Here is a 17682-nt window from a genome sequence, read left to right on the forward strand (position 1 = left end):
GGCCGGCCCGGTGCTGCTCAGACCACCGGCACGCGCCGCGCGTCCGCCGGGTTCAGGTTGCGGCGGTACAGCACCAGCGTCGCGATCAGGCCGCACACCGCGGCAGCCGTCATCCACAGGCCCGGTGCGCCCTTGTCGCCGGTCATCTCGATGAGCCCGGTGGCGATGGCCGGCGTGAAGCCGCCGAACACCGCGGTGGCCAGGCTGTACGCCAGCGAGAAGCCGGCCGTGCGCACGTTCACCGGCATCACCTCGGTCAGTGCCACCACCATCGCGCCGTTGTAGCTGGCGTAGAGGAACGACAGCCACAGTTCGACGGCGAGCATGCGCGCGAAGCTCGGCTCGCCGACCAGCCACTTGAGCGACGGGTATGCCGTGAGGATGGTCAGCACCGTGAACAGGATCAGCAGCGGCTTGCGGCCCACGCGGTCCGACAGCGCGCCCATGATCGGCAGCCAGATGAAGTTGGAGATGGCCACGCACAGCGTGACGATCAGCGCGTCGGTGGTGCTCAGGTGCAGCACGGCCTTGCCGAAGGTGGGCGTGTAGACGGTGATCAGGTAGAACGACACGGTGGTCATCGACACCAGCATCATCCCGGCGAGCACCAAGCCCCAGTTGGCAAGCATCGACTGGAAGATCTCGCGCGCGTCGGGGCGGTGCTTGCGCGCCATGAACTCCTCGGTCTCCTGCAGCGAGCGGCGGATGATGAACAGCACCGGCACGATCAGGCAGCCCACGAAGAAGGGCACGCGCCAGTAGAAGTCGCCGATTTCCTGCGAGGTGAAGGTCACGTTGAGCCAGTAGCCGAGCGCTGCCGCGACGACGATGGCCACCTGCTGGCTGGCCGACTGCCAGCTCACGTAGAAGCCCTTGTGGCCCGGCGTGGCCATTTCCGACAGGTACACCGACACCCCGCCCAGCTCCACGCCGGCCGAGAAGCCCTGCAGCAGCCGGCCGATCAGCACCAGCACCGGGGCCGCGAGGCCGATGGTGGCGTATGAAGGCACGCAGGCGATCAGCAGCGTGCCCAGCGCCATCAGCGCCAGCGTGACGATCAGGCCCTGGCGCCGGCCGACGCGGTCGACGTACGCGCCCAGGAAGATCGCGCCCAGGGGCCGCATCAGGAAGCCGGCGCCGAAGGTCATGAAGGTCAGCATCAGCGAAGCGAACTCGTTGCCGGCCGGGAAGAACGCCTTCGATATCTGCGTGGCGTAGAAGCCGAACAGGAAGAAGTCGAACATCTCCATGAAATTGCCGCCGGTCACGCGCAGTACGGTGGCGAATTTGGAGGAGCTTGCGGGCGAAGCGTGCGCGGCGGCAGTGCCCTTTTGCGCGGTGGAAGGCGCGGGATTCATCTCGTTGTCCCCTGTGGCATGTGTATCTGCCGAGGGTAGGCCGGGCTTCCCGACCGCTGCCTGACTGCGCGGGTCAGGTAGCTGTCACGCGGGGCGCTGGAGGACCAGGAAACTCCAGCGCACGTCCGCGCGGCCGAGCATGTCCTCGCGCTCGCCCAGGAAGCGCTGCCGCAGTCCGTGCCGGCCCGCGAGTTCGGCGGTTTCCCGGGGGGAGACGTCGAACATCCGCCGGCCTTCGGGCACGGGGCCGTGGCGCAGCGACATCGCGACCTGGCCGCCTTCGGCCACCAGCGCTGCCAGGGCTTCCATGGCCGTGGCGCGTTCGGGGGCGTCCAGGTGCATCCACACGGCGGTCAGCAGGATCAGGTCGTGGCGCACGCCCAGCGTCCGCGTGCGTTGCAGGCCGGGCAGGTGATCGTCGATCCACTCGATGGGCAGCGCGGCGTGGCGGCGCATGCCCTCGGCGCGCAGTTCGGGCGTGGGCTCGACCGCCACCACCCGGTGCCCCAGCGCGGCGAGCGCGGCGGCGTCGCGCCCGGAACCGGCGCCAATGTCGAGCACCCGGCCCGGCGCGCGGGGAAACAGGTGCAGCACCTCTCGGTGCACGTCTTCGAAGCGCAGGCTTTCATACTGCTGGGCCAGCACCGCGGCATTGGCGCCGTAGCCGGCCGTTCCCCCGACTTCGCTCGTCATCAGGTCTTGTACTTGATCGAACAGCCGTAGGGCCGCGTGCTGGCCGCCGATATGGGCTTGCCGCCGAAGGCCTCGCCGAGCGCCTGGTTCACGTAGTTGGTCGCGGTCTTGATGTCGTCGGGCCGGGCCGAGGCGATGCTGTCGATGCCGCCCGCATACACCAGCGTGCCCTTGGGGTCGATGATGAAGATGTGCGGCGTGGTGCGCGCGCCGTAGACCTGGCCGATGAGGCCGTCTTCGTCCATCAGCACGGCGGTGGGCGCGGCCTTCTGCGACTTCATCCATGCGTCCAGCGCATCGGGCTTCAGGTAGTCGCTGGCGGCGCGCTCGGTGGAATTGATGGCGAGCCAGACCACCCCCTTGTCGGTCGCGGCCTTCTGCGTGGCGGGCATGTTGCCGCTGCCGTAGTGCTTGCGCACGAAGGGACAGCCGGGGTTGGTCCACTCGAGCACGACGAACTTGCCCGCGAAGTCGGACAGCTTGTGCTTGGCGCCGGTGGTGTCGACGGCAACGAAATCGGGCGCCTGCTGGCCCACGGCGGGGGCGGCGACGGCATTGGAACCCATGAGGAAGGTGGCGCCCAGCGCCACGGCCGCGGCGACGACCGCGCGGCGGGATGCCCGGCTCAGGGCGGCGCGGGCGTGGCGCGCGGCACGAAGGGAACGCGAGTCTGTGGTTGGCGAAAGAGACATGGCCAGCTTGAACTCCAAAACAAAATTCCAAACAACAACTGCAGCTTAGAACGGTTTCTTCAAGTGGATGTGACAACCCATGTCATGCCGGTGGTCAAAGCGCGGCAATGGCGGCGCGCACTTCGTCCTTGCCCAGGATCTCGGTCAGCACGACCGGGGGCTTGCCCGGCGCCTGCAGCACGTACACCGGCACGCCGCTGCGGCCGAGCGCGGTGAGCGCCGCCGTGATGGCGGGGTCGCGCCGGGTCCAGTCGGCGCGCAGCATGGCGACCTTCTTGGCGTCGAAGTCGGCCAGCACCTGGGCGTCGGCCAGGGTGCTCTTCTTGTTGTACTGGCAGGTCACGCACCAGGCGGCGGTGAAGTCGATGAACACCGGCCGGCCCGCGCCCGACAGCTCGGCCACGCGCTCGGCCGACCACGGCTGCCAGCGTTGCGGCTGGCCGGTGCCGTCCGCCGCGGCCAGCCGGGCGGGCTCAACGACTTGCAACACATTGCGGCCGATGGCGGCGGTCAGCACCGCGGTGAAGGCGATCATGACGGCCGAGATCACGATCCGCGTGCGGCCCCGCAGCGTGAATGCCCAGACGATGGCGGCCATGCACACCAGCAGCGCCAGCAGCGTGCCGGCGCCGTCGATGCCGCTTTGCTGGCCCAGCACCCAGACCAGCCACGCCACGGTGGCGAACATGGGAAACGCGAGCAGGCGGCGCAGCGTGTGCATCCATGGCCCCGGCTTGGGCAGCAGGCGCGCCACGGCGGGAACGAAGCTGGCGGCCAGATAAGGCAGCGCCAGCCCGAAGCCCAGCGCCGCGAACAGCAGCAGCGCCTGGGCGGCCGGCAGGCCGATCGCGAAGCCCAGCGATGCGCCCATGAAGGGCGCGGTGCACGGCGAGGCGATCACCACGGCGAGCACGCCGGAGAGGAAGTCGTTGGCCAGCGGATGCTTGGCCTGGGCGCTGCAGATGGACGACGGCGCGGCGCGGCCGAACTCGAAAACGCCCGCCAGGTTCAGGCCGATCAGCGTGAACAGCGCGGCCAGCGCCGCCACCACGCCCGGCGATTGCAGCTGGAAGCCCCAGCCCAGCCCGGCGCCGGCAGCGCGCAGCGCCAGCATCGCGCCGCCCAGCGCAAGGAAAGACAGCATCACGCCGCCCGTGTAAGCCAGCCCGGCCCGGCGGTGCGCGCTGTCGTTGCCGGCCTGCCGCGCGAAGCCCAGCACCTTGATCGCGAGGATCGGGAACACGCAGGGCATCAGGTTGAGCAGCAGGCCGCCGAGCAGGGCGCCCAGCAGGGCGGCCATGAAGGTGGTGGAAGAAGGGGCGGGCGCTTCGGCGGGCCTGGCCGCATTGGTTGCGTTGGCTGCGTTGGCGGCCAGCGCGGCCTGCAGCGCCGGCGACACCTCGGCGCGCGGTGCCGTGGCGGCGGGCCAGTTGCCGCTGACCGGCGCCTCGGCGCGCCATGCGACGGGCTGGCCGGCCTGCCGGTCGGCCTCGGCCAGCGCCACCACCACCGGCATCACCGTGGGGCTGGCGCTGCGCTGGTCGGCCAGCGGAATGGTCGCGGTCCATGTGCCGCCTTGCCAGGACTGGGTCCAGTCCTTGCCGGAGACGGCCGCGGTGCGGATCACTTCAGGTGTCTCGGGGAAGAAGCCCAGCGTCTTGCCCTGCGCGGCGGCGGGCAGTCCGTCGAGGCGCACCTTCAGGTTGTGGCCGTCGATTTCCACGGCGCCGGCCTGGGCCAGCGGCTGCGGCAGCGCGGCCTGCGCGGTGTCGAACTCGGCCTTGTGCAGCGCGGTCGAGCCCTGCAGCGGCAGGGACAGCGAGAACGTGCCTTCCTCCGGAATGCACTCCTTGCGGCAGACCAGCCACGAAGCCTTGAGCTGGATGTCCATGGCCGGCGTGCTGCCGCCCAGCGCCATCGGCGGCTTGTAGAGCGTGGACACCTCCAGCGGCACCGGCAGCAGCACGGTGTTTTCGTAGCCGTAGTTGGCGAGGTTGCCGACCGGGATCTTCTCGGGCACCGGCCACGCGATCTCGCCGGTCGACACGCCGGCCGGCAGCGTCCACGTCATTTCGGTGGGCAGGCCCGAATCGCCGGCGTTCTTCCAGTAGGTGTGCCACTCGGGCTGGTGCGTGATCTGCAGCCCCACCCACACCGGGCTGCCGGGCGCCACGCCGTCGGGGGCATGGGCAATCAGTTCGGCCCGCACGTGCGGGGTTGTCACCACCGCGCCCGGCTTGGAAGCCAGCTGCGCCGCGGCCGGCATGCTGGCTGCGGCGGCTGCTATCAGAAGCGTAGCGAAATGGATGCGCGAAAAAATCATGCCGAGGGTCGGAGCGATCTGCGGGGGTGAAGTTCCGGGCGGTTCAGGCGGCCGCTGCCGCCGAAGGCGCCCAGCCCAGCACCACCCGGCGGGTGTTGGCGCTCTTCTTCTCTATCTTGGTGACGATCACGGCGCCGATCTCCGCGGTGTTTGCAACATGCGTGCCGCCGCAGGGCTGGAAGTCGATCTGGTCGGCGCCCTCGTTGCCGCCGCCGATGCGGATGGTGCGCACCGTGCCCGTGCCGCGCGGCGGCTGCACGCTCATGCTCTTGACCAGCGCCGGGTTGGCGTCGAGCTCCTCGTCGGTGATGGCGCCCACGGTCAGCGGGTGGGCCGCCTCGACCAGCCTGGCGAGGCCGGCGGTCAGCGCTTCCTTGTCGAGCGGGTCGGTCATGTGGAAGTCGATGCGCGCGTACTCGGGCGTGATGGAGCAGCCGTTCACCGGCACCGGCACGAGGTGGCACATCAGGTGGGAAGCGGTGTGGAAGCGCATCAGCCGGTGGCGGCGCTCCCAGTCGAGCCGGGCGGTGACGGCGTCGCCGGGCTTCAGCGCGGCCAGCAGGCCGGCCTGGCCCTCGGCCGGCACATGGATGAATTCGTTCGTCGGCTGGCCTTCTTCGTTCTTCGCCTTGCGGGTGTCCGCAATGGCCAGTTCATGCCCGTCTGCCAGCACCAGCACGCCGGTGTCGCCGGCCTGGCCGCCGCCCAGCGGATAGAACACGGTGCGGTCCAGCACGATGCCGGTGTCTTCCAGGCGCAGGATGCGGGCTTCACATGTGCGCAGGTAGGCGTCGGCGCGGAACAGGTCTTCGGTCATCCGGCGATGGTAGCGGCGATGCGCCAATGAGGTGCGCCCACGCCATAAAGCGCCCACGACCGACACCGGCCGCGCCGGCCGGCCGGCGATGATCCGACCGCCATGCGGCATCGGCCGCTCAAGGAACACGCATGAAGGCACCGCAGCAAGTACCCACCCGCACCGCATCGCCCTTTTCTTCCGCCTCTCCCGCCGTGGCAGTCTTGGCCGTGGGCGCCGCGCTGTTCCTCGCCGGCTGCGGCGAATCCGCCAAGCTCCCGCCGGAAGTCACGGTCGGGCCGCGCCCGCAGCTGGCCGAGCCGAACAAGACGCTGATTCCCACGGTGAACGTCGCCCCCGCGGTCGGCTGGACGGACGTCGCCATGCCGACGCCGGCCGAGGGCCTGAAGGTCACGGCGCTGGCGCGCGGGCTCGACCATCCGCGCTGGGTCTACACCCTGCCCAACGGCGACATCCTGGTGGCCGAGAGCAACAAGCCGCCCAAGCCCGGCGGCGGCGCCACTGACGGCGGCGACGGCCTCGTCGCCAAGATCCGCAACTGGGTGATGGGCAAGGTCATGGGCCGCGCCGGTGCCGGCGTGCCCAGCGCCAACCGCATCACCCTGCTGCGCGACGCCGACGGCGACGGCGTGGCCGAGGTGAAGCAGGTCTTCATGACCAACCTGATGTCGCCGTACGGCATGGTGCTGGTGGGCAACGAGCTCTTCATCGCCAACGCCGACGCGCTGGTGAAGGTGCCCTACACCGAAGGCCAGACCTCCGTCAGCGCCAACCCCACGCTGGTGACGCAGTTGCCCGCCGGCATCAACCACCACTGGACCAAGAACGTGATCGCCAATGCCGACGGCAGCAAGCTCTACGTCACGGTCGGCTCCAACAGCAACTTCGGCGAGAACGGCCTCGCCGCCGAAGAGGGCCGCGCCGCCATCTGGGAGGTCGACACGAAGACCGGCAAGAAGCGCATGTTCGCCAGCGGCCTGCGCAACCCCAACGGCATGGGCTGGGAGCCGGAAACCAAGGTGCTGTGGACCGTGGTGAACGAGCGCGACGAGATCGGCAGCGACCTCGTGCCCGACTACCTCACCTCGGTGAAGGACGGCGCCTTCTACGGCTGGCCCTGGAGCTACTACGGCGGCATCGTCGACGCGCGCGTCACGCCGCAGAACCCCGCCATGACGGCCAAGGCCATCGCGCCCGACTACGCGCTGGGCTCGCACGTCGCGCCGCTCGGCATGGTGTTCTCGCGCCCGGGCGGCATGCCCGAGCAGTTCGCCAGCGGCGCCTTCATCGGCGAGCACGGCTCGTGGAACCGCAAGCCCAAGTCGGGCTACAAGGTGGTGTTCGTGCCCTTCATCGGCGGCAAGCCGAGCGGCCCGCCGGTCGACGTGCTCACCGGCTTCCTGTCGCCCGACGAGAAGGCGCAGGGCCGCCCGGTGGGCGTGGCGCTGGACAAGAGCGGCGCGCTGATCGTTGCGGACGACGTGGGCAACGCCGTGTGGCGGGTGTCGAAGGCGAAGTAGCTTTCTTCAGCGCCGCGGCCGGGCGATGCGGTAGAGCCGGTGCCGGCGCAGCGTGTGGCCCTCGGGCACCAGCGGGTGGTCGAATGCGCCGCCCACGTCTTCATGCATGCCGATGCGCTCCATCACCGCCGCCGAGCGGGTGTTGTTCCAAGCGGTGAAGGCGACGATCTCGTCCAGCGCCAGCCGCTCGAACCCCACCTGGAGCGCTCCGCGCGCCGCCTCGCTCGCGAAGCCCTGCCCCCACCACTGCCGGGCGAAGCGCCAGCCGATTTCCACGCACGGCGAGAACGGCAGGTCCGCCAGCGGCGAGTTCAGTCCGGTGAAGCCCATGAACGCGCCCGATTCGCGGTGCTCCACGGCCCAGAAGCCCCAGCCGTTCGCGGCGATGCGCGCCTTGATGCGCTCGACCATCGCATCGCTGTCGGCGCGCGTGGGCAAAGGCAGCAGGAACTCCATCACCTGCGGGTCGCGCGCCAGCTCGAAAAACGGCGCGAGATCGCTCTCGCGCCATTGGCGCAGGCGCAGCCGCGCGGTTTCGAACTCGATGGGGTGGGCACGGGCTGCAATGTCGTTCATGCGCCCGATTGTGCTGGCTCTGTCGTGGGCTCAGAAGCCCGCCAGCACCACCTTGCCCTGTGCCTTGCCGCTCTCGATGAGCGCATGCGCACGCCGGAGGTTCGCCGCGTTGATGGTGCCGAAGCTCGCGTTCGCCGTGGTGCGCACGCGGCCCGCGTCGACCAGCCCCGCCACCTCGGCCAGCAGCACGCCTTGCTCGGCGATGTCCGGCGTCTCGAAGCGCGAGCGCGCGAACATCATTTCCCAGTGCAGCGAAATGCACTTGGTCTTCAGCGGCATGGCGTCGAGCATCTTCATGTCGTCGATCACCGCGAGCTGGCCCTGGGGCTTGAGGCTTTCGATGATCTGCGCGTAGTGCTGCTCGGTCTGGGTGAGGCTGGCGACCATGTCGACCGCGCCGATGCCCGCCGCCTTGAGCTCTGCCGCCAGCGGCTTGGAGTGGTCGATGACGGTGTGCGCGCCCAGCGCCAGGCACCATTCGCGCGTCTCGGCGCGCGAGGCGGTGGCGACGACGCGCAGCCTGGTGAGCTGGCGCGCCAGCTGGATCAGGATGGAACCGACACCGCCCGCGCCGCCGGTGATGAGCAGCGTCTGGCCTTCGCCGCCGCCCTTGGGCACCTGCAGGCGGTCGAACAGCAGTTCGTAGGCGGTGATCGTGGTCAGCGGCAGCGCGGCGGCCTGCGCGTCGTCGAGGCTCCGGGGCGCGAGGGCGGCGATGCGCTCGTCGACCGCATGCAGCTCGGCATTGGCACCCGGGCGGATGATCGAGCCGGCGTAGTACACGCGGTCGCCCACCTTGAAGTTCTTCACGCCGCTGCCGACCGCCTCGACCGTGCCCACGGCGTCCCAGCCCAGCACCTTGGCCTGGCCGGCTTCCGGCGCGGCATTCTTGCGGACCTTGGTGTCCACCGGGTTGACCGACACCGCCTTCACGCGCACCAGCAGGTCGCGCGGGCCGGCCTGGGGCGCGGGCAGCTCGATGTCCTGCAGCGATTCGGGGTTGTCGATGGGGAGGGGCTGGTAGTAGCCGACGGCTTTCATGGCAATGGCCTTTCAGTGACGATGCCTCGAATGTAGGATCGCAAGGCCGGTTTGATAAGACGGCCTGTAACAGCAACACTTTCAAATGAAGATTGAAAATATCTCCGACCTGCAGGTGCTGGTGCACACCGCGCGCGGCGGCACGCTCACCGCTGCGGCGCATGCGCTGGGCATCACGCCGGCGGCGGCCAGCGCCACGCTCAAGCGGCTGGAGGCCCAGCTCGGCGCGCGGCTGTTCGAGCGCTCGACCCGCGCGATGCGCCTCACGCCGCAGGGCCAGACGCTGCTCGACTACGCGGTGCGCGCCTTCGAATTGCTGGACGAAGGGGAGTCGCTGGTCACCGCCGACCGCGGCGAGCTGGTCGGCACGCTGCGCGTGGCGTCGCCGTCGGACCTCACGCGCAGCACGCTGCTGCCGTGGTTCGACGAATTCCTTGCCTTGCACCCTGGCGTGCAGCTGTCGCTGTCCGTGGGGGACCGGCCACTGGACGTGATGCGCGACGAGGTCGACGTGGCGCTGCGCTATGGCGCGCTGGCCGATTCGCGGCTGGTGGCGCGGCCGTTTGCGCTGACCAACCCCGTGTTGACCGCTTCGCCCGGCTACTTGCGCCGCCACGACGCGCCGAAGGTGCCGCAGGACCTGGCGCATCACAACTGCCTGATCTTCAACCGTTCAGGGCGGCGGCATCGGGTCTGGCGGTTTGCGCAGAACGGGCAGTGGACGGAGGTGCGGGTGAATGGGAACCGCAGCGTGGACGATGCTTCGCTGGCGCGGGAGTGGACCGTGGCGGGCTACGGCGTTTCGCTGAAGTCCGCGCTGGACGTGCGGGAGGACATTCGCGAAGGGCGTCTCGTGCGGCTCCTGCCTGATTGGGAGACGGAGCCCTATCCGCTGCATGCGCTGTTGCCGAGCGGGCGGTTCGTGCCGGCCCGGGTTCGGGCGTTCGTCGACTTCCTGGGGTTGAAGTTCGAGGCTTTGCTGGCGGTTGCCTGAGGTTTGCCCGGCGTCCTCATTCTTGTTTCTTCAGATCATCGGAGTGACTGCGCCGTCCATCGCGACGATCGCGCCGGTCACGTAGCTCGCCTTCGGCGACGCGAGGAACACCACCGTGTTGGCGACTTCTTCCGGTGTCGCGATGCGGCCCAGCGGCAGCCTGGCCTTTGCGCGTTGGAGCGCTTCTTCGGTGTCGATGCCCTGCAGCCTGGCATCGGCTTTCATGCCTTCCTGCAGCCGTTCGGTCAGGGTGAGGCCGGGGTTCACGGCGTTCACGCGCACGCCTTTGCCGGCATAGGCGGCGGCCATGCCCGCGCTCACGAGCATCAGTGCGGCGTTGGCGGCGCCGCCGGCCATGTGCACGGGGCTCGCGACTTTGCCGCCCTGGCCGATGACGTTGACGATGGCGCCGCGGCCGCGCTGGCCCATTCGCTTGACCACGGGGTGGATCATGTGGACGTAGGTGAAGTACTTGGCGTCCATGGCGTCGTGCCATGAGGCGGCGGTCAGCTCGTCGGGCGGGGTGCGGCGGGCGGCGCCTGCCGAGTTGACGAGCACGTCGACGGGGCCGAACACTTGCTCGGCCGCGTCGAGCGCGGCCTCGGCGCCGGCCGGGTCCTTGAGGTCGGCGGCATGCACCGACACGCGGCCGTCGGCCTGGGCGAACGAGTCGATCAGTGTCTTCTTGCCCCGCTCCAGGTTGCCGAGTTCGCGCGAGACGAGGCTCACGCGGGCGCCTTCGCGCAGGAAGCCCAGCGCGCAAGCCAGGCCGATGCCCTTGCTGCCGCCGGTGATGAGTACGTGCTGGTCCTGGAGCTGGAGATCCATGAAGAGGTCCTTGGTGGAGGGGGGTGGCGCGATTGAAGCACCGCCACTAAACCCCTGCACGCGCGCGGCCCTATGCCGCGCCTTGCGGACCTCCGGCCGCCTTGCTCAGCGGCGAGCCGCCGCCTCGGTCAGCGGCGTGCCGCCGCGTGGCGCAGCGGCTCGGGCTCCAGCGCGCCGGGCGCGGTGTCGGTGGCGTCGCGCAGCTGGCCGTCGCGGTCGTGGTGCACCAGCAGTTGGCGCGTGCGCTGCCAGGTCGACAGGCGTGCGGGCGGCACTTCGATGTACGAGGCCAGCGCGAACAGCGACGACTGTTCCTGGTCGGGCGGCGACTCGCGCTTCTGCTGGCGGCGGCGCCACGGCGCCATCGCCAGCATCGACACCAGGATCGCGCCGATCACCAACGCGTACAGCCCCAGCAGGTGCAGCACCTCCGGCTGCGAGCGCGCGCCCAGCACATAGGGCCATGCGTACCAGATGGCGCAGAACCAGATGGCGATGGTCACGGCCGGGCGCAGCACGCGCAGCCACAGGTACATGGCCATCGTGCGCTGCCGCGAGCGGCCGTTGCCGAAGGCGCTCAGCGAGATGCGCGCGGCATCGATGATGGGCTCCTCCACCGCAGGCTGGCCCCAGGAGGGGCGGCGGCTCGGCGGCGGCGTGTCGTGGTCGGTATCGGGAAAGCGGCTGTGGGTCATTGTGTCTTCATGGGGCATCGGAAACTCCTCGGTCAGGGCTCGTCCACACCGCGCGCTTGCCGCGGCGGCGTATCAGGGCTTTGGGCAGGGCGATGACGGTGGTCGCCATCGTGATAGTCCAGAAAGCGATCGGGTACCAGATCGTTCCTGCGAAATAGCGCATCAGGTCGCGGTCGTAGCGGCGGTCGATCCACAGGCTCAGCAGCATCTGCAGGATGCAGGTCATGGCCAGCAGCGTGCCCTGCCAGTGCGGCAGCAGCGCGGAGTGCCAGGCCGACTCGATCGGCAGGAACGGCCGCGCCAGGCTGACCACGAGCACCGCCGCCATCGCATAGGCCCAGACGACGCTGGTCATGTACTCGGCATACACCAGCCACATGCGCCAGTTGCGCGGCTTCAGGATGCTCGTGGTGTTGCGCAGCATGGTCTGGATGCCGCCGATGGCCCAGCGCTGGCGCTGCTTCCAGAGACCGCGCAAGGTCTCGGGCATCAGGATCCAGCACAGCGCGCGCGGCTCGAAGCGCAGCTTCCAGCCGCCGAGCTGCAGCTTCCAGCTCATGTCGATGTCCTCGGTGAGCACGTCGGGGCTCCAGAAGCCCACGTCGATCACCGCGCGGCGGCGGAACATCGCGATCACGCCCGACACGGTGAACAGCGTGCCCACCAGTTGCTGCGAGCGCTTGATGAGGCCGATGATCGAAGAGAACTCGCCCACCTGCATGCGCCCGAGCAGCGTGGTGCGGGTGCGGATGCGCGGGTTGCCCGTCACGGCGCCGATGCGCTCCGACGCCAGCATGGGCCGCAGCATCCAGGCGATGGCGTCCTCGTCGACCAGCGCGTCGCCGTCGATGCCCAGGATGTATTCGCCGCGCGCGAGCTGGCAGGCGGTGTTGAGCCCGACGGCCTTGCCCTGGTTGCTGGCGTTGTGGATCACGCGAAGCCGGCTGTATTCCTTCGTCATCTCGTCGAGCAGCTCGCCGGTTCCGTCGGTGCTGCCGTCGTTCACGGCAATCACCTCGTAGTTCGGGTAGCGGGTGCGCATGAGCTGCTCGATCACTTCGCGCAGGTGCGGCGCCTCGTTGAAGCATGGCACCACCACCGTCACCAGCGGGCGCGAGGGCAGCAGGTCGAGCGGATTGACATCGACGTCGCGCTTGCGCTCGAACACCCAGGCATGCGAGAGGCCGCCCGCCATCCACACGTAGGCCATGAAGAACGGGTAATAGAAGACGAAGCCGAACAGCAGCGACGGCAGCGTCTGCGCAAGGAAGTGGCTGGTGGTCATGGGGTCCGCTCTCCGTGCGCCGGTGGTGATGCTTGTGGTGCCTGGGGTGGCGTGGTCTCGGCGGCCGACGCGCGCAGGGCCCGCGGCAGCAGCGTGCGGACCGAGATGGCGCGGCGCACCACGTCGAGCGAGGGCTGGTTGTTGAGGAAGTCGTCGGGGTAGTAGCCCAGGTGGCGCACGCCGGCGCGCTGCAGCAGCGTCCATTGCCGGGCCAGTTCGGCATCGGCCACGGGCTTGCCGGTGCGCCAGTCGCGCGCCTGCAGTTCGAACACGGTGCCGTCCAGGCCTCTTGGCGTGTCGGCCGCGCGGCGCGCCAGGCGGGCGAGCCAGGCGTTGGCGTCGGCTTCCTGTTCCATGCGCGGCATGGCCATCAGCGCGACGTAGTCGTAGGCCGCGAGCGAGGCTTCGTAGTTCTGCGCGAACCACTGCTCGGCCTGGGGCTCGAGCACCGGGCGCGCGTAGAGGTTGCGCGCCGTTTCCAGCGCGGGCCGCCAGGCGCCCAGTCGCGCGGCCAGCTCGTGCGTGAAGTCGATCAGGTAGCGCGTCTTGGCGGCGCTCCAGCGCGCCGCCAGCGCCGGGTCGGCGCGGATCGCGGCCACGTCGGGCGGCAGGCCCCACTTCGCATAGGCCGCGAGCGCGGCGGGGCTTGCGTCCTCGTCGTCGGAGAGCGTCGCGTCGTCGTGGAACAGCACGCCCTCGAAGAATGCGTGGCGGCCCAGGTCTTCGTAGATGTCGCCCACCAGCGTGCGCACCGCGGGGTCGAAGGGCGTGAGGCGGTGGTAGCGCCCGGGCGGCATCGTGCCGCCCTGCGCCATCACCGTGTGCGTGGCCAGCGGGTTCGACGCCGGCAGCCGGAAGGCTGTGACCGGCATCCATGCGTACACCTTCACGCCGGTGCGGGTGCGCAGCTGCCAGGCGGCGCGGCTGAAGAGGTCGGCGCGCATCGGCAGGTGGCGGTTCGGGAAATACAGCGCGTCGGCCACGCCGTCGCCGTCTGGGTCGGCGTAGGCCTGCAGGAACACCGAGCGCGGACGCACGGCGGCCACGCGGTCGATCAGCGCCGACAGGTTGCGCTCCTGCTGGGCGGGGTCGGGGTCGTACACATAGTCGAGGTCGACATGCATCACGCGGTTCACCGGCCGCACCTCGCCGCCCACCGGGCTGCGCAGCAGCTGCGCGTAGTCGGGCGCCTTGTTGTCGTACGCGGCCAGCGCGCGGCGGATGCGCGTGAGCGGCACGGCCTGCGTGTTGGCGCCGTCGTCGAGCGTGAAGGTGATGGGCATGCCGGCGCGCTTCGAGGCTTCCAGCGCGGCCGTGTTGTAGGCGCCGTAGGGCCACACGGTGGCGCGCACCCCGGCGCCGGTGCGCGCCTCGATGATCTCGCGGCTGCGGCGCAGGTCGGCCTCGATGCGGCGCACGTAGGTGTCGTCGTCCTCGTAGCGGCCGGTCTTCGGGTCGTAGCGGTGCGTGGCCGCGGACGGCAGCATGTTGCCCTGCGGATTCGCGAGAACGCCGGTGTGCATCGCGTCGGTGTGGCTCGCGAACTCGACCAGGCCGGAGCGCGCCATCTCGGCCGCCTCGGGCCACAGCAGGAAGTTCTCGCGCGGCGCGGGCTTGTCGCCCCAGTGCACCAGCTGGCCTTCGGGCACGTCGAGCCAGCTCGTCACCAGCGCGAACAGCGCGGGGTAGTTGAAGCGCTTGAGCAGCGGAAACACCTTGGTGTAGGCGCTGCGGTAGCCGTCGTCGAAGGTCAGCAGCACGGGCTGCGAAGGCAGCGGCTTGCCGCCGGCGCGCGCGTCGACGATCTGCTGCAGGCTCACCGGGTGGTAGCCGTTGTACTGCAGCCAGGCGAACACCTCGGCCAGGGTGCTGTCGTCCACGGCGGTCTCGTCGGGCGACTGCTCGAAGCTGGCGCGCACGCCGGTGCGCACGTCGTGGAAGGACAGCACGCGAAAGCTCAGGCCGTCGTCGGGGTCGGCGGGCGGCAATGGCTGCGCGAAGGCGGGGAGCGCCAGCGCGGATGCCGCCGCGATCACCAGCCACAGCATGGCCGCGCGCAGGAAGGTCATGGGGTTGTTGTCGGTCGTTCGCATCACTGCAGGGGCATCGAGAGGTTCAGGAAGACGCCGCGCTGTCGATCGCGCACGCCGTCGTAGGGATGGCTGGAAATGCTCAGGCCGTAGCGCAGCGTGAACTTGGGGCCGAGGTCCCAGCGGTGCTCGTAGCGCAGGCTCCACAGCGGCCCGCTGCCGAAGCCGGCCTGGCGGTAGTTGCCGCCCGTGAGCTCCACGGCCTGGAAGAACTGGCGGTCGTCGCGCTTCCAGTTGAGCCACTGCGCGCGCACCGCCAGTTGCACGGTGCTGTCGCTCGACGGGTTGAAGTAGGGCGTGTCGATGTCGCGGCCGCGGCTGGTGCCGGCGCCCAGGCGGGTCTCGAGCTGGAAGCGCGGCGTGCTCACCCAGCGTTCGCGCCAGCCCAGCTCCAGGCCGTTGCGCAGGTTGCCGTCGCTGAAGTCCAGGCGCTGCCATTGCAGGTCGAAGCGGCGCGATTCGTTCACCACGTAGCCCACGCTCGCGCCGGTCTCGTGCGCGCCGATGCCGGCGACGCGGGCCTTCCACGGCAGCTCCTTGCTGTCGCCGTCGTAGGTGGCCGAGAGGCGCCATGCGTCGCCCGCGCGATAGTCGACGCGGCCCGCCACGCTGTTGCGGTAGGGGCCGCTGTTCGCATGCTGCAGCACGCCTTCGGCCAGCCAGCGGCCCTGCTGCCAGCCCAGGCCCAGGCCGCCGCGCGCCCAGTTGGCGTTGCCGATGTCGGTGGTGCCGCGGCCCAGCGTCTGGTCGTAGAACACGCGCCACTGGTCGTCGATGAGGCCGGAGCTGAGCCGGCTGTCGATGCGCCACTCGCGGTTGGCGATGGCCGCGCCGCCCGACGAGGCCTCGGCGTCGACATCGAGACGCGGACCGGTGGCGGCGCGGCGCTTGCGCCCCACGTCGCGCACCTCGGCGGCCTCGGGCACGTCGGCCGCGAGCGACTCTGCGCGTTCGCGGGCCTGGCGGAATTCACCGGCGTCGAGCAGTGCCTCGACATGGCCGGCGCGCGCGCTGATGTCGTAGGGCTGGTCGGCGGCCTGTGCCTCGAAGCGCGCGACGGCGGCCTCGGGGTGCTCGCGCAGCCGCTCGGTCTGGCCCGCGCCGTAGGCGTAGCCGGCGTTCAGCGGCGCTTCGCCGGTCAGCGTCGAGAAGCTCTGCTGCGCGAGTGCCGCGCGGTCGGTGTAGAGCTGCAGCAGGCCGCGCATGCCGCTCACGTCGGTGTACTGGCCGTTGGGCCGGCCGGCTTCGGGGGAGAGGCGCATCAGCGCCGGCGTGGCTTCTTCGAGCCGCTTGAGCAGCGCCTCGGCGTCCTCGAAGCGGCCGGTGTCCTGGTAGGCGTAGATCAGGCCGAAATACAGGTCGTCGGGCATCGGCAGGTCGGCGCCGCCCTTGGCCACGGCCGCTTCGTAGAGCGGCACGGCGTCGATCGAGCGGCGCTCCTGCGCGAAGGCGCGGGCTGCGGCACCGAGGCCCCAGAAGGGCAGGTCGGTACCGGCTGCGCGCAGCGATTCGTAGAGCGCGATGGCATCCGCGGGGCGGCCACGCTCCACCAGCGCCAGCAGCCGGTCGGCCAGCAGCCGCACGCGCAACTGGCGCCATGCGTCGGCATCTTCCGGCGCGGCCTGTGCGGCCGATGCGTCTAGCCGGGCCAGCGCGGTTTCCTCGTCGGCCAGCACGCGGTCGAGTGCCGTCAGGCGTGCCGTGCCCAGGCGCTGGTCGCGTTCCTCGATGGCCCAGCGCAGCCGCTGTGCCAGCGCCTGCTGCTGCAGCGTCGACAACGCCAGCGGCGAGAAGCTGCCGGGATGCGCGCGCTCGGCGGCATCGGCGTCGTCGAACGCGGTCGATGCGGCGCCGCTGTCCGCGAGCAGGAAGTCGGTTTCGCGGCGCAGGTCGCGGCGCTCGGGCCGCAGCGCGCCGGCCTCGGTGTAGGCGGCGAGCGCCTGCAGTGGTTGCTTTTCGGCGCGCGCCACGGCACCGCGCAGTTCGAGCAGGGCGACGCGGTCTTCGACCTGCGGGACCGGTTGCCGCGCGAGGGCGTCGTAGATCGCCTTGGCGCCGGCGACGTCGCCGCTGTCGAGCTTCCAGAAGGCTTCGTGGATGCGCGGCTCGCGCGCTTGCGGCTGCCGTGCGCGCCACCGGGCAATGACTTCGCCCTGCAGCGACAGGTCATGCGTGCGGCGCGCGGCCAGCGCGAGCGGGCCCAATGCATAGTCGTTCAGCGAGGCGAGCGGAACCTGGCGGGCGAACGCAATGGCTTCGGCGAACTGGCTGTCGGCCGCCGCGATGGCCACCGCGTCGGACACCACGCGCCGGCGTTCGGCGTCAGTGAGCGGCGCGGCAAGCCAGTCCTTCAACTGCTGCAAAGCCTGCGCGGCGCCGATGCGGTCGGCGCGGCGCGCTGCGATCAAGGCGTCGTGCTGCTGCGCGCCATAGGCGGCCGATGGGTTGGCCGCGGTTGCGGTGGCTGCGATGGGCGGATTCGCGAAGGCCGCGGTTGAAGCACCCATGGCCAGCGCGCAAACGATCGGGGGAAATCCTCGTGCTGCTTGTTCGAGGTGACGAGACAAGGCGCAGGCAAGCGCCGACGGACGCCCACCCAAGACCGTGCCTCCAGCTTTTTTCTGGATGAACACTCTGCTCCCTTAAATTGCGCCTTTTGCGCGGCCTGGGGCCGTCGCAAAAGCCGAACTCCCGGCCCCGAATGCGTCAGGACCGAAAGCTCCATGAAAAATTGAATCTGCAATCGACTCTAGATAGAACTGTTAACAAA

The 17682-nt window shown here is 70.1% G+C and carries 14 protein-coding genes; 2 read left to right on the forward strand and 12 right to left on the reverse strand.

The annotated features are described in order from the left end of the window. Positions 1-17: 17 nt before the first annotated feature. The 5 genes from QRN67_RS21315 to QRN67_RS21335 all read right to left on the reverse strand — a co-directional run bounded on the left by QRN67_RS21315 (position 18) and on the right by QRN67_RS21335 (position 5883). Entirely contained in the window at positions 18-1358 is a 1341-nt protein-coding gene (locus QRN67_RS21315; protein ID WP_081268305.1) for an MFS transporter, read from the reverse strand. Between the two features lie 84 nt (positions 1359-1442). After that, positions 1443-2051 (reverse strand): class I SAM-dependent methyltransferase, encoded by a 609-nt coding sequence (locus tag QRN67_RS21320; RefSeq protein ID WP_285413453.1) that lies wholly within the window; start codon positions 2049-2051, stop codon positions 1443-1445. Next, entirely contained in the window at positions 2051-2743 is a 693-nt protein-coding gene (locus tag QRN67_RS21325; protein ID WP_285413455.1) for a thioredoxin family protein, read from the reverse strand. Before QRN67_RS21325 ends, QRN67_RS21320 begins: the two co-directional genes overlap by 1 nt. 94 nt (positions 2744-2837) lie before the next feature. Next, positions 2838-5066 carry a protein-disulfide reductase DsbD family protein gene (locus QRN67_RS21330; protein ID WP_285413456.1) on the reverse strand — a complete coding sequence of 743 codons (2229 nt, stop codon included), beginning with the start codon at positions 5064-5066 and terminating at the stop codon, positions 2838-2840. A 43-nt stretch (positions 5067-5109) separates the two neighbouring features. Then, positions 5110-5883, reverse strand: coding sequence for an alanyl-tRNA editing protein (locus tag QRN67_RS21335; protein ID WP_285413458.1), 774 nt, complete (start codon positions 5881-5883; stop codon positions 5110-5112). 131 nt (positions 5884-6014) lie between these two features. Between QRN67_RS21335 and QRN67_RS21340 the strand changes: the two genes are divergently transcribed. Then, positions 6015-7403: a PQQ-dependent sugar dehydrogenase gene (locus QRN67_RS21340; protein ID WP_285413460.1), complete on the forward strand. Its 1389-nt coding sequence runs from the start codon at positions 6015-6017 to the stop codon at positions 7401-7403. A gap of 6 nt (positions 7404-7409) precedes the next feature. On the opposite strand, the gene QRN67_RS21345 is transcribed toward QRN67_RS21340, so the two are convergent. Continuing rightward, entirely contained in the window at positions 7410-7979 is a 570-nt protein-coding gene (locus tag QRN67_RS21345) for a GNAT family N-acetyltransferase (RefSeq protein WP_285413462.1), read from the reverse strand. Between the two features lie 30 nt (positions 7980-8009). After that, complete coding sequence (locus QRN67_RS21350; protein WP_285413464.1) at positions 8010-9020, reverse strand: zinc-binding alcohol dehydrogenase family protein; 1011 nt, start codon at positions 9018-9020, stop codon at positions 8010-8012. Between the two features lie 85 nt (positions 9021-9105). On the opposite strand from QRN67_RS21350, the gene QRN67_RS21355 reads away from it, so the two are divergent. Beyond that, positions 9106-10014 (forward strand): LysR family transcriptional regulator, encoded by a 909-nt coding sequence (locus QRN67_RS21355; protein ID WP_106935848.1) that lies wholly within the window; start codon positions 9106-9108, stop codon positions 10012-10014. Between the two features lie 30 nt (positions 10015-10044). Here QRN67_RS21355 and QRN67_RS21360 read toward each other — a convergent pair whose 3' ends face one another. From QRN67_RS21360 to pgaA, 5 genes are all read right to left on the reverse strand, one after another. Then, on the reverse strand, positions 10045-10842 hold the full coding sequence (locus tag QRN67_RS21360; protein WP_285413465.1) for an SDR family oxidoreductase: 798 nt from the start codon (positions 10840-10842) through the stop codon (positions 10045-10047). Between the two features lie 128 nt (positions 10843-10970). Further along, entirely contained in the window at positions 10971-11555 is a 585-nt protein-coding gene (gene pgaD, locus QRN67_RS21365) for a poly-beta-1,6-N-acetyl-D-glucosamine biosynthesis protein PgaD (RefSeq protein WP_081268315.1), read from the reverse strand. After that, a complete protein-coding gene (gene pgaC, locus QRN67_RS21370) occupies positions 11545-12822 on the reverse strand; it encodes a poly-beta-1,6-N-acetyl-D-glucosamine synthase (RefSeq protein ID WP_081268316.1) in 1278 nt (425 codons plus the stop codon). Before pgaC ends, pgaD begins: the two co-directional genes overlap by 11 nt. Beyond that, positions 12819-14891: a poly-beta-1,6-N-acetyl-D-glucosamine N-deacetylase PgaB gene (pgaB, locus tag QRN67_RS21375; protein ID WP_285413467.1), complete on the reverse strand. Its 2073-nt coding sequence runs from the start codon at positions 14889-14891 to the stop codon at positions 12819-12821. The genes pgaC and pgaB overlap by 4 nt, the downstream gene beginning before the upstream one ends. Positions 14892-14914: 23 nt before the next feature. Continuing rightward, a complete protein-coding gene (gene pgaA / locus QRN67_RS21380; RefSeq protein WP_285413468.1) occupies positions 14915-17419 on the reverse strand; it encodes a poly-beta-1,6 N-acetyl-D-glucosamine export porin PgaA in 2505 nt (834 codons plus the stop codon). Positions 17420-17682 lie beyond the last annotated feature (263 nt).

Source organism: Variovorax sp. efr-133-TYG-130, assembly GCF_030208835.1.
Taxonomy (GTDB): Bacteria; Pseudomonadota; Gammaproteobacteria; order Burkholderiales; family Burkholderiaceae_C; genus Variovorax.

Coding starts and splice junctions, on each gene's coding strand:
- QRN67_RS21355 (WP_106935848.1), top strand. CDS start 9,106: ATGAAGATTGAAAATATCTCCGACCTGCAGGTGCTGGTGCACACCGCG.
- QRN67_RS21350 (WP_285413464.1), bottom strand. CDS start 9,020: ATGAAAGCCGTCGGCTACTACCAGCCCCTCCCCATCGACAACCCCGAA.
- pgaB (WP_285413467.1), bottom strand. CDS start 14,891: ATGACCTTCCTGCGCGCGGCCATGCTGTGGCTGGTGATCGCGGCGGCA.
- pgaA (WP_285413468.1), bottom strand. CDS start 17,419: ATGGGTGCTTCAACCGCGGCCTTCGCGAATCCGCCCATCGCAGCCACC.
- QRN67_RS21325 (WP_285413455.1), bottom strand. CDS start 2,743: ATGTCTCTTTCGCCAACCACAGACTCGCGTTCCCTTCGTGCCGCGCGC.
- QRN67_RS21315 (WP_081268305.1), bottom strand. CDS start 1,358: ATGAATCCCGCGCCTTCCACCGCGCAAAAGGGCACTGCCGCCGCGCAC.
- QRN67_RS21340 (WP_285413460.1), top strand. CDS start 6,015: ATGAAGGCACCGCAGCAAGTACCCACCCGCACCGCATCGCCCTTTTCT.
- QRN67_RS21345 (WP_285413462.1), bottom strand. CDS start 7,979: ATGAACGACATTGCAGCCCGTGCCCACCCCATCGAGTTCGAAACCGCG.
- QRN67_RS21360 (WP_285413465.1), bottom strand. CDS start 10,842: ATGGATCTCCAGCTCCAGGACCAGCACGTACTCATCACCGGCGGCAGC.
- QRN67_RS21320 (WP_285413453.1), bottom strand. CDS start 2,051: ATGACGAGCGAAGTCGGGGGAACGGCCGGCTACGGCGCCAATGCCGCG.
- QRN67_RS21335 (WP_285413458.1), bottom strand. CDS start 5,883: ATGACCGAAGACCTGTTCCGCGCCGACGCCTACCTGCGCACATGTGAA.
- pgaC (WP_081268316.1), bottom strand. CDS start 12,822: ATGACCACCAGCCACTTCCTTGCGCAGACGCTGCCGTCGCTGCTGTTC.
- pgaD (WP_081268315.1), bottom strand. CDS start 11,555: ATGCCCCATGAAGACACAATGACCCACAGCCGCTTTCCCGATACCGAC.
- QRN67_RS21330 (WP_285413456.1), bottom strand. CDS start 5,066: ATGATTTTTTCGCGCATCCATTTCGCTACGCTTCTGATAGCAGCCGCC.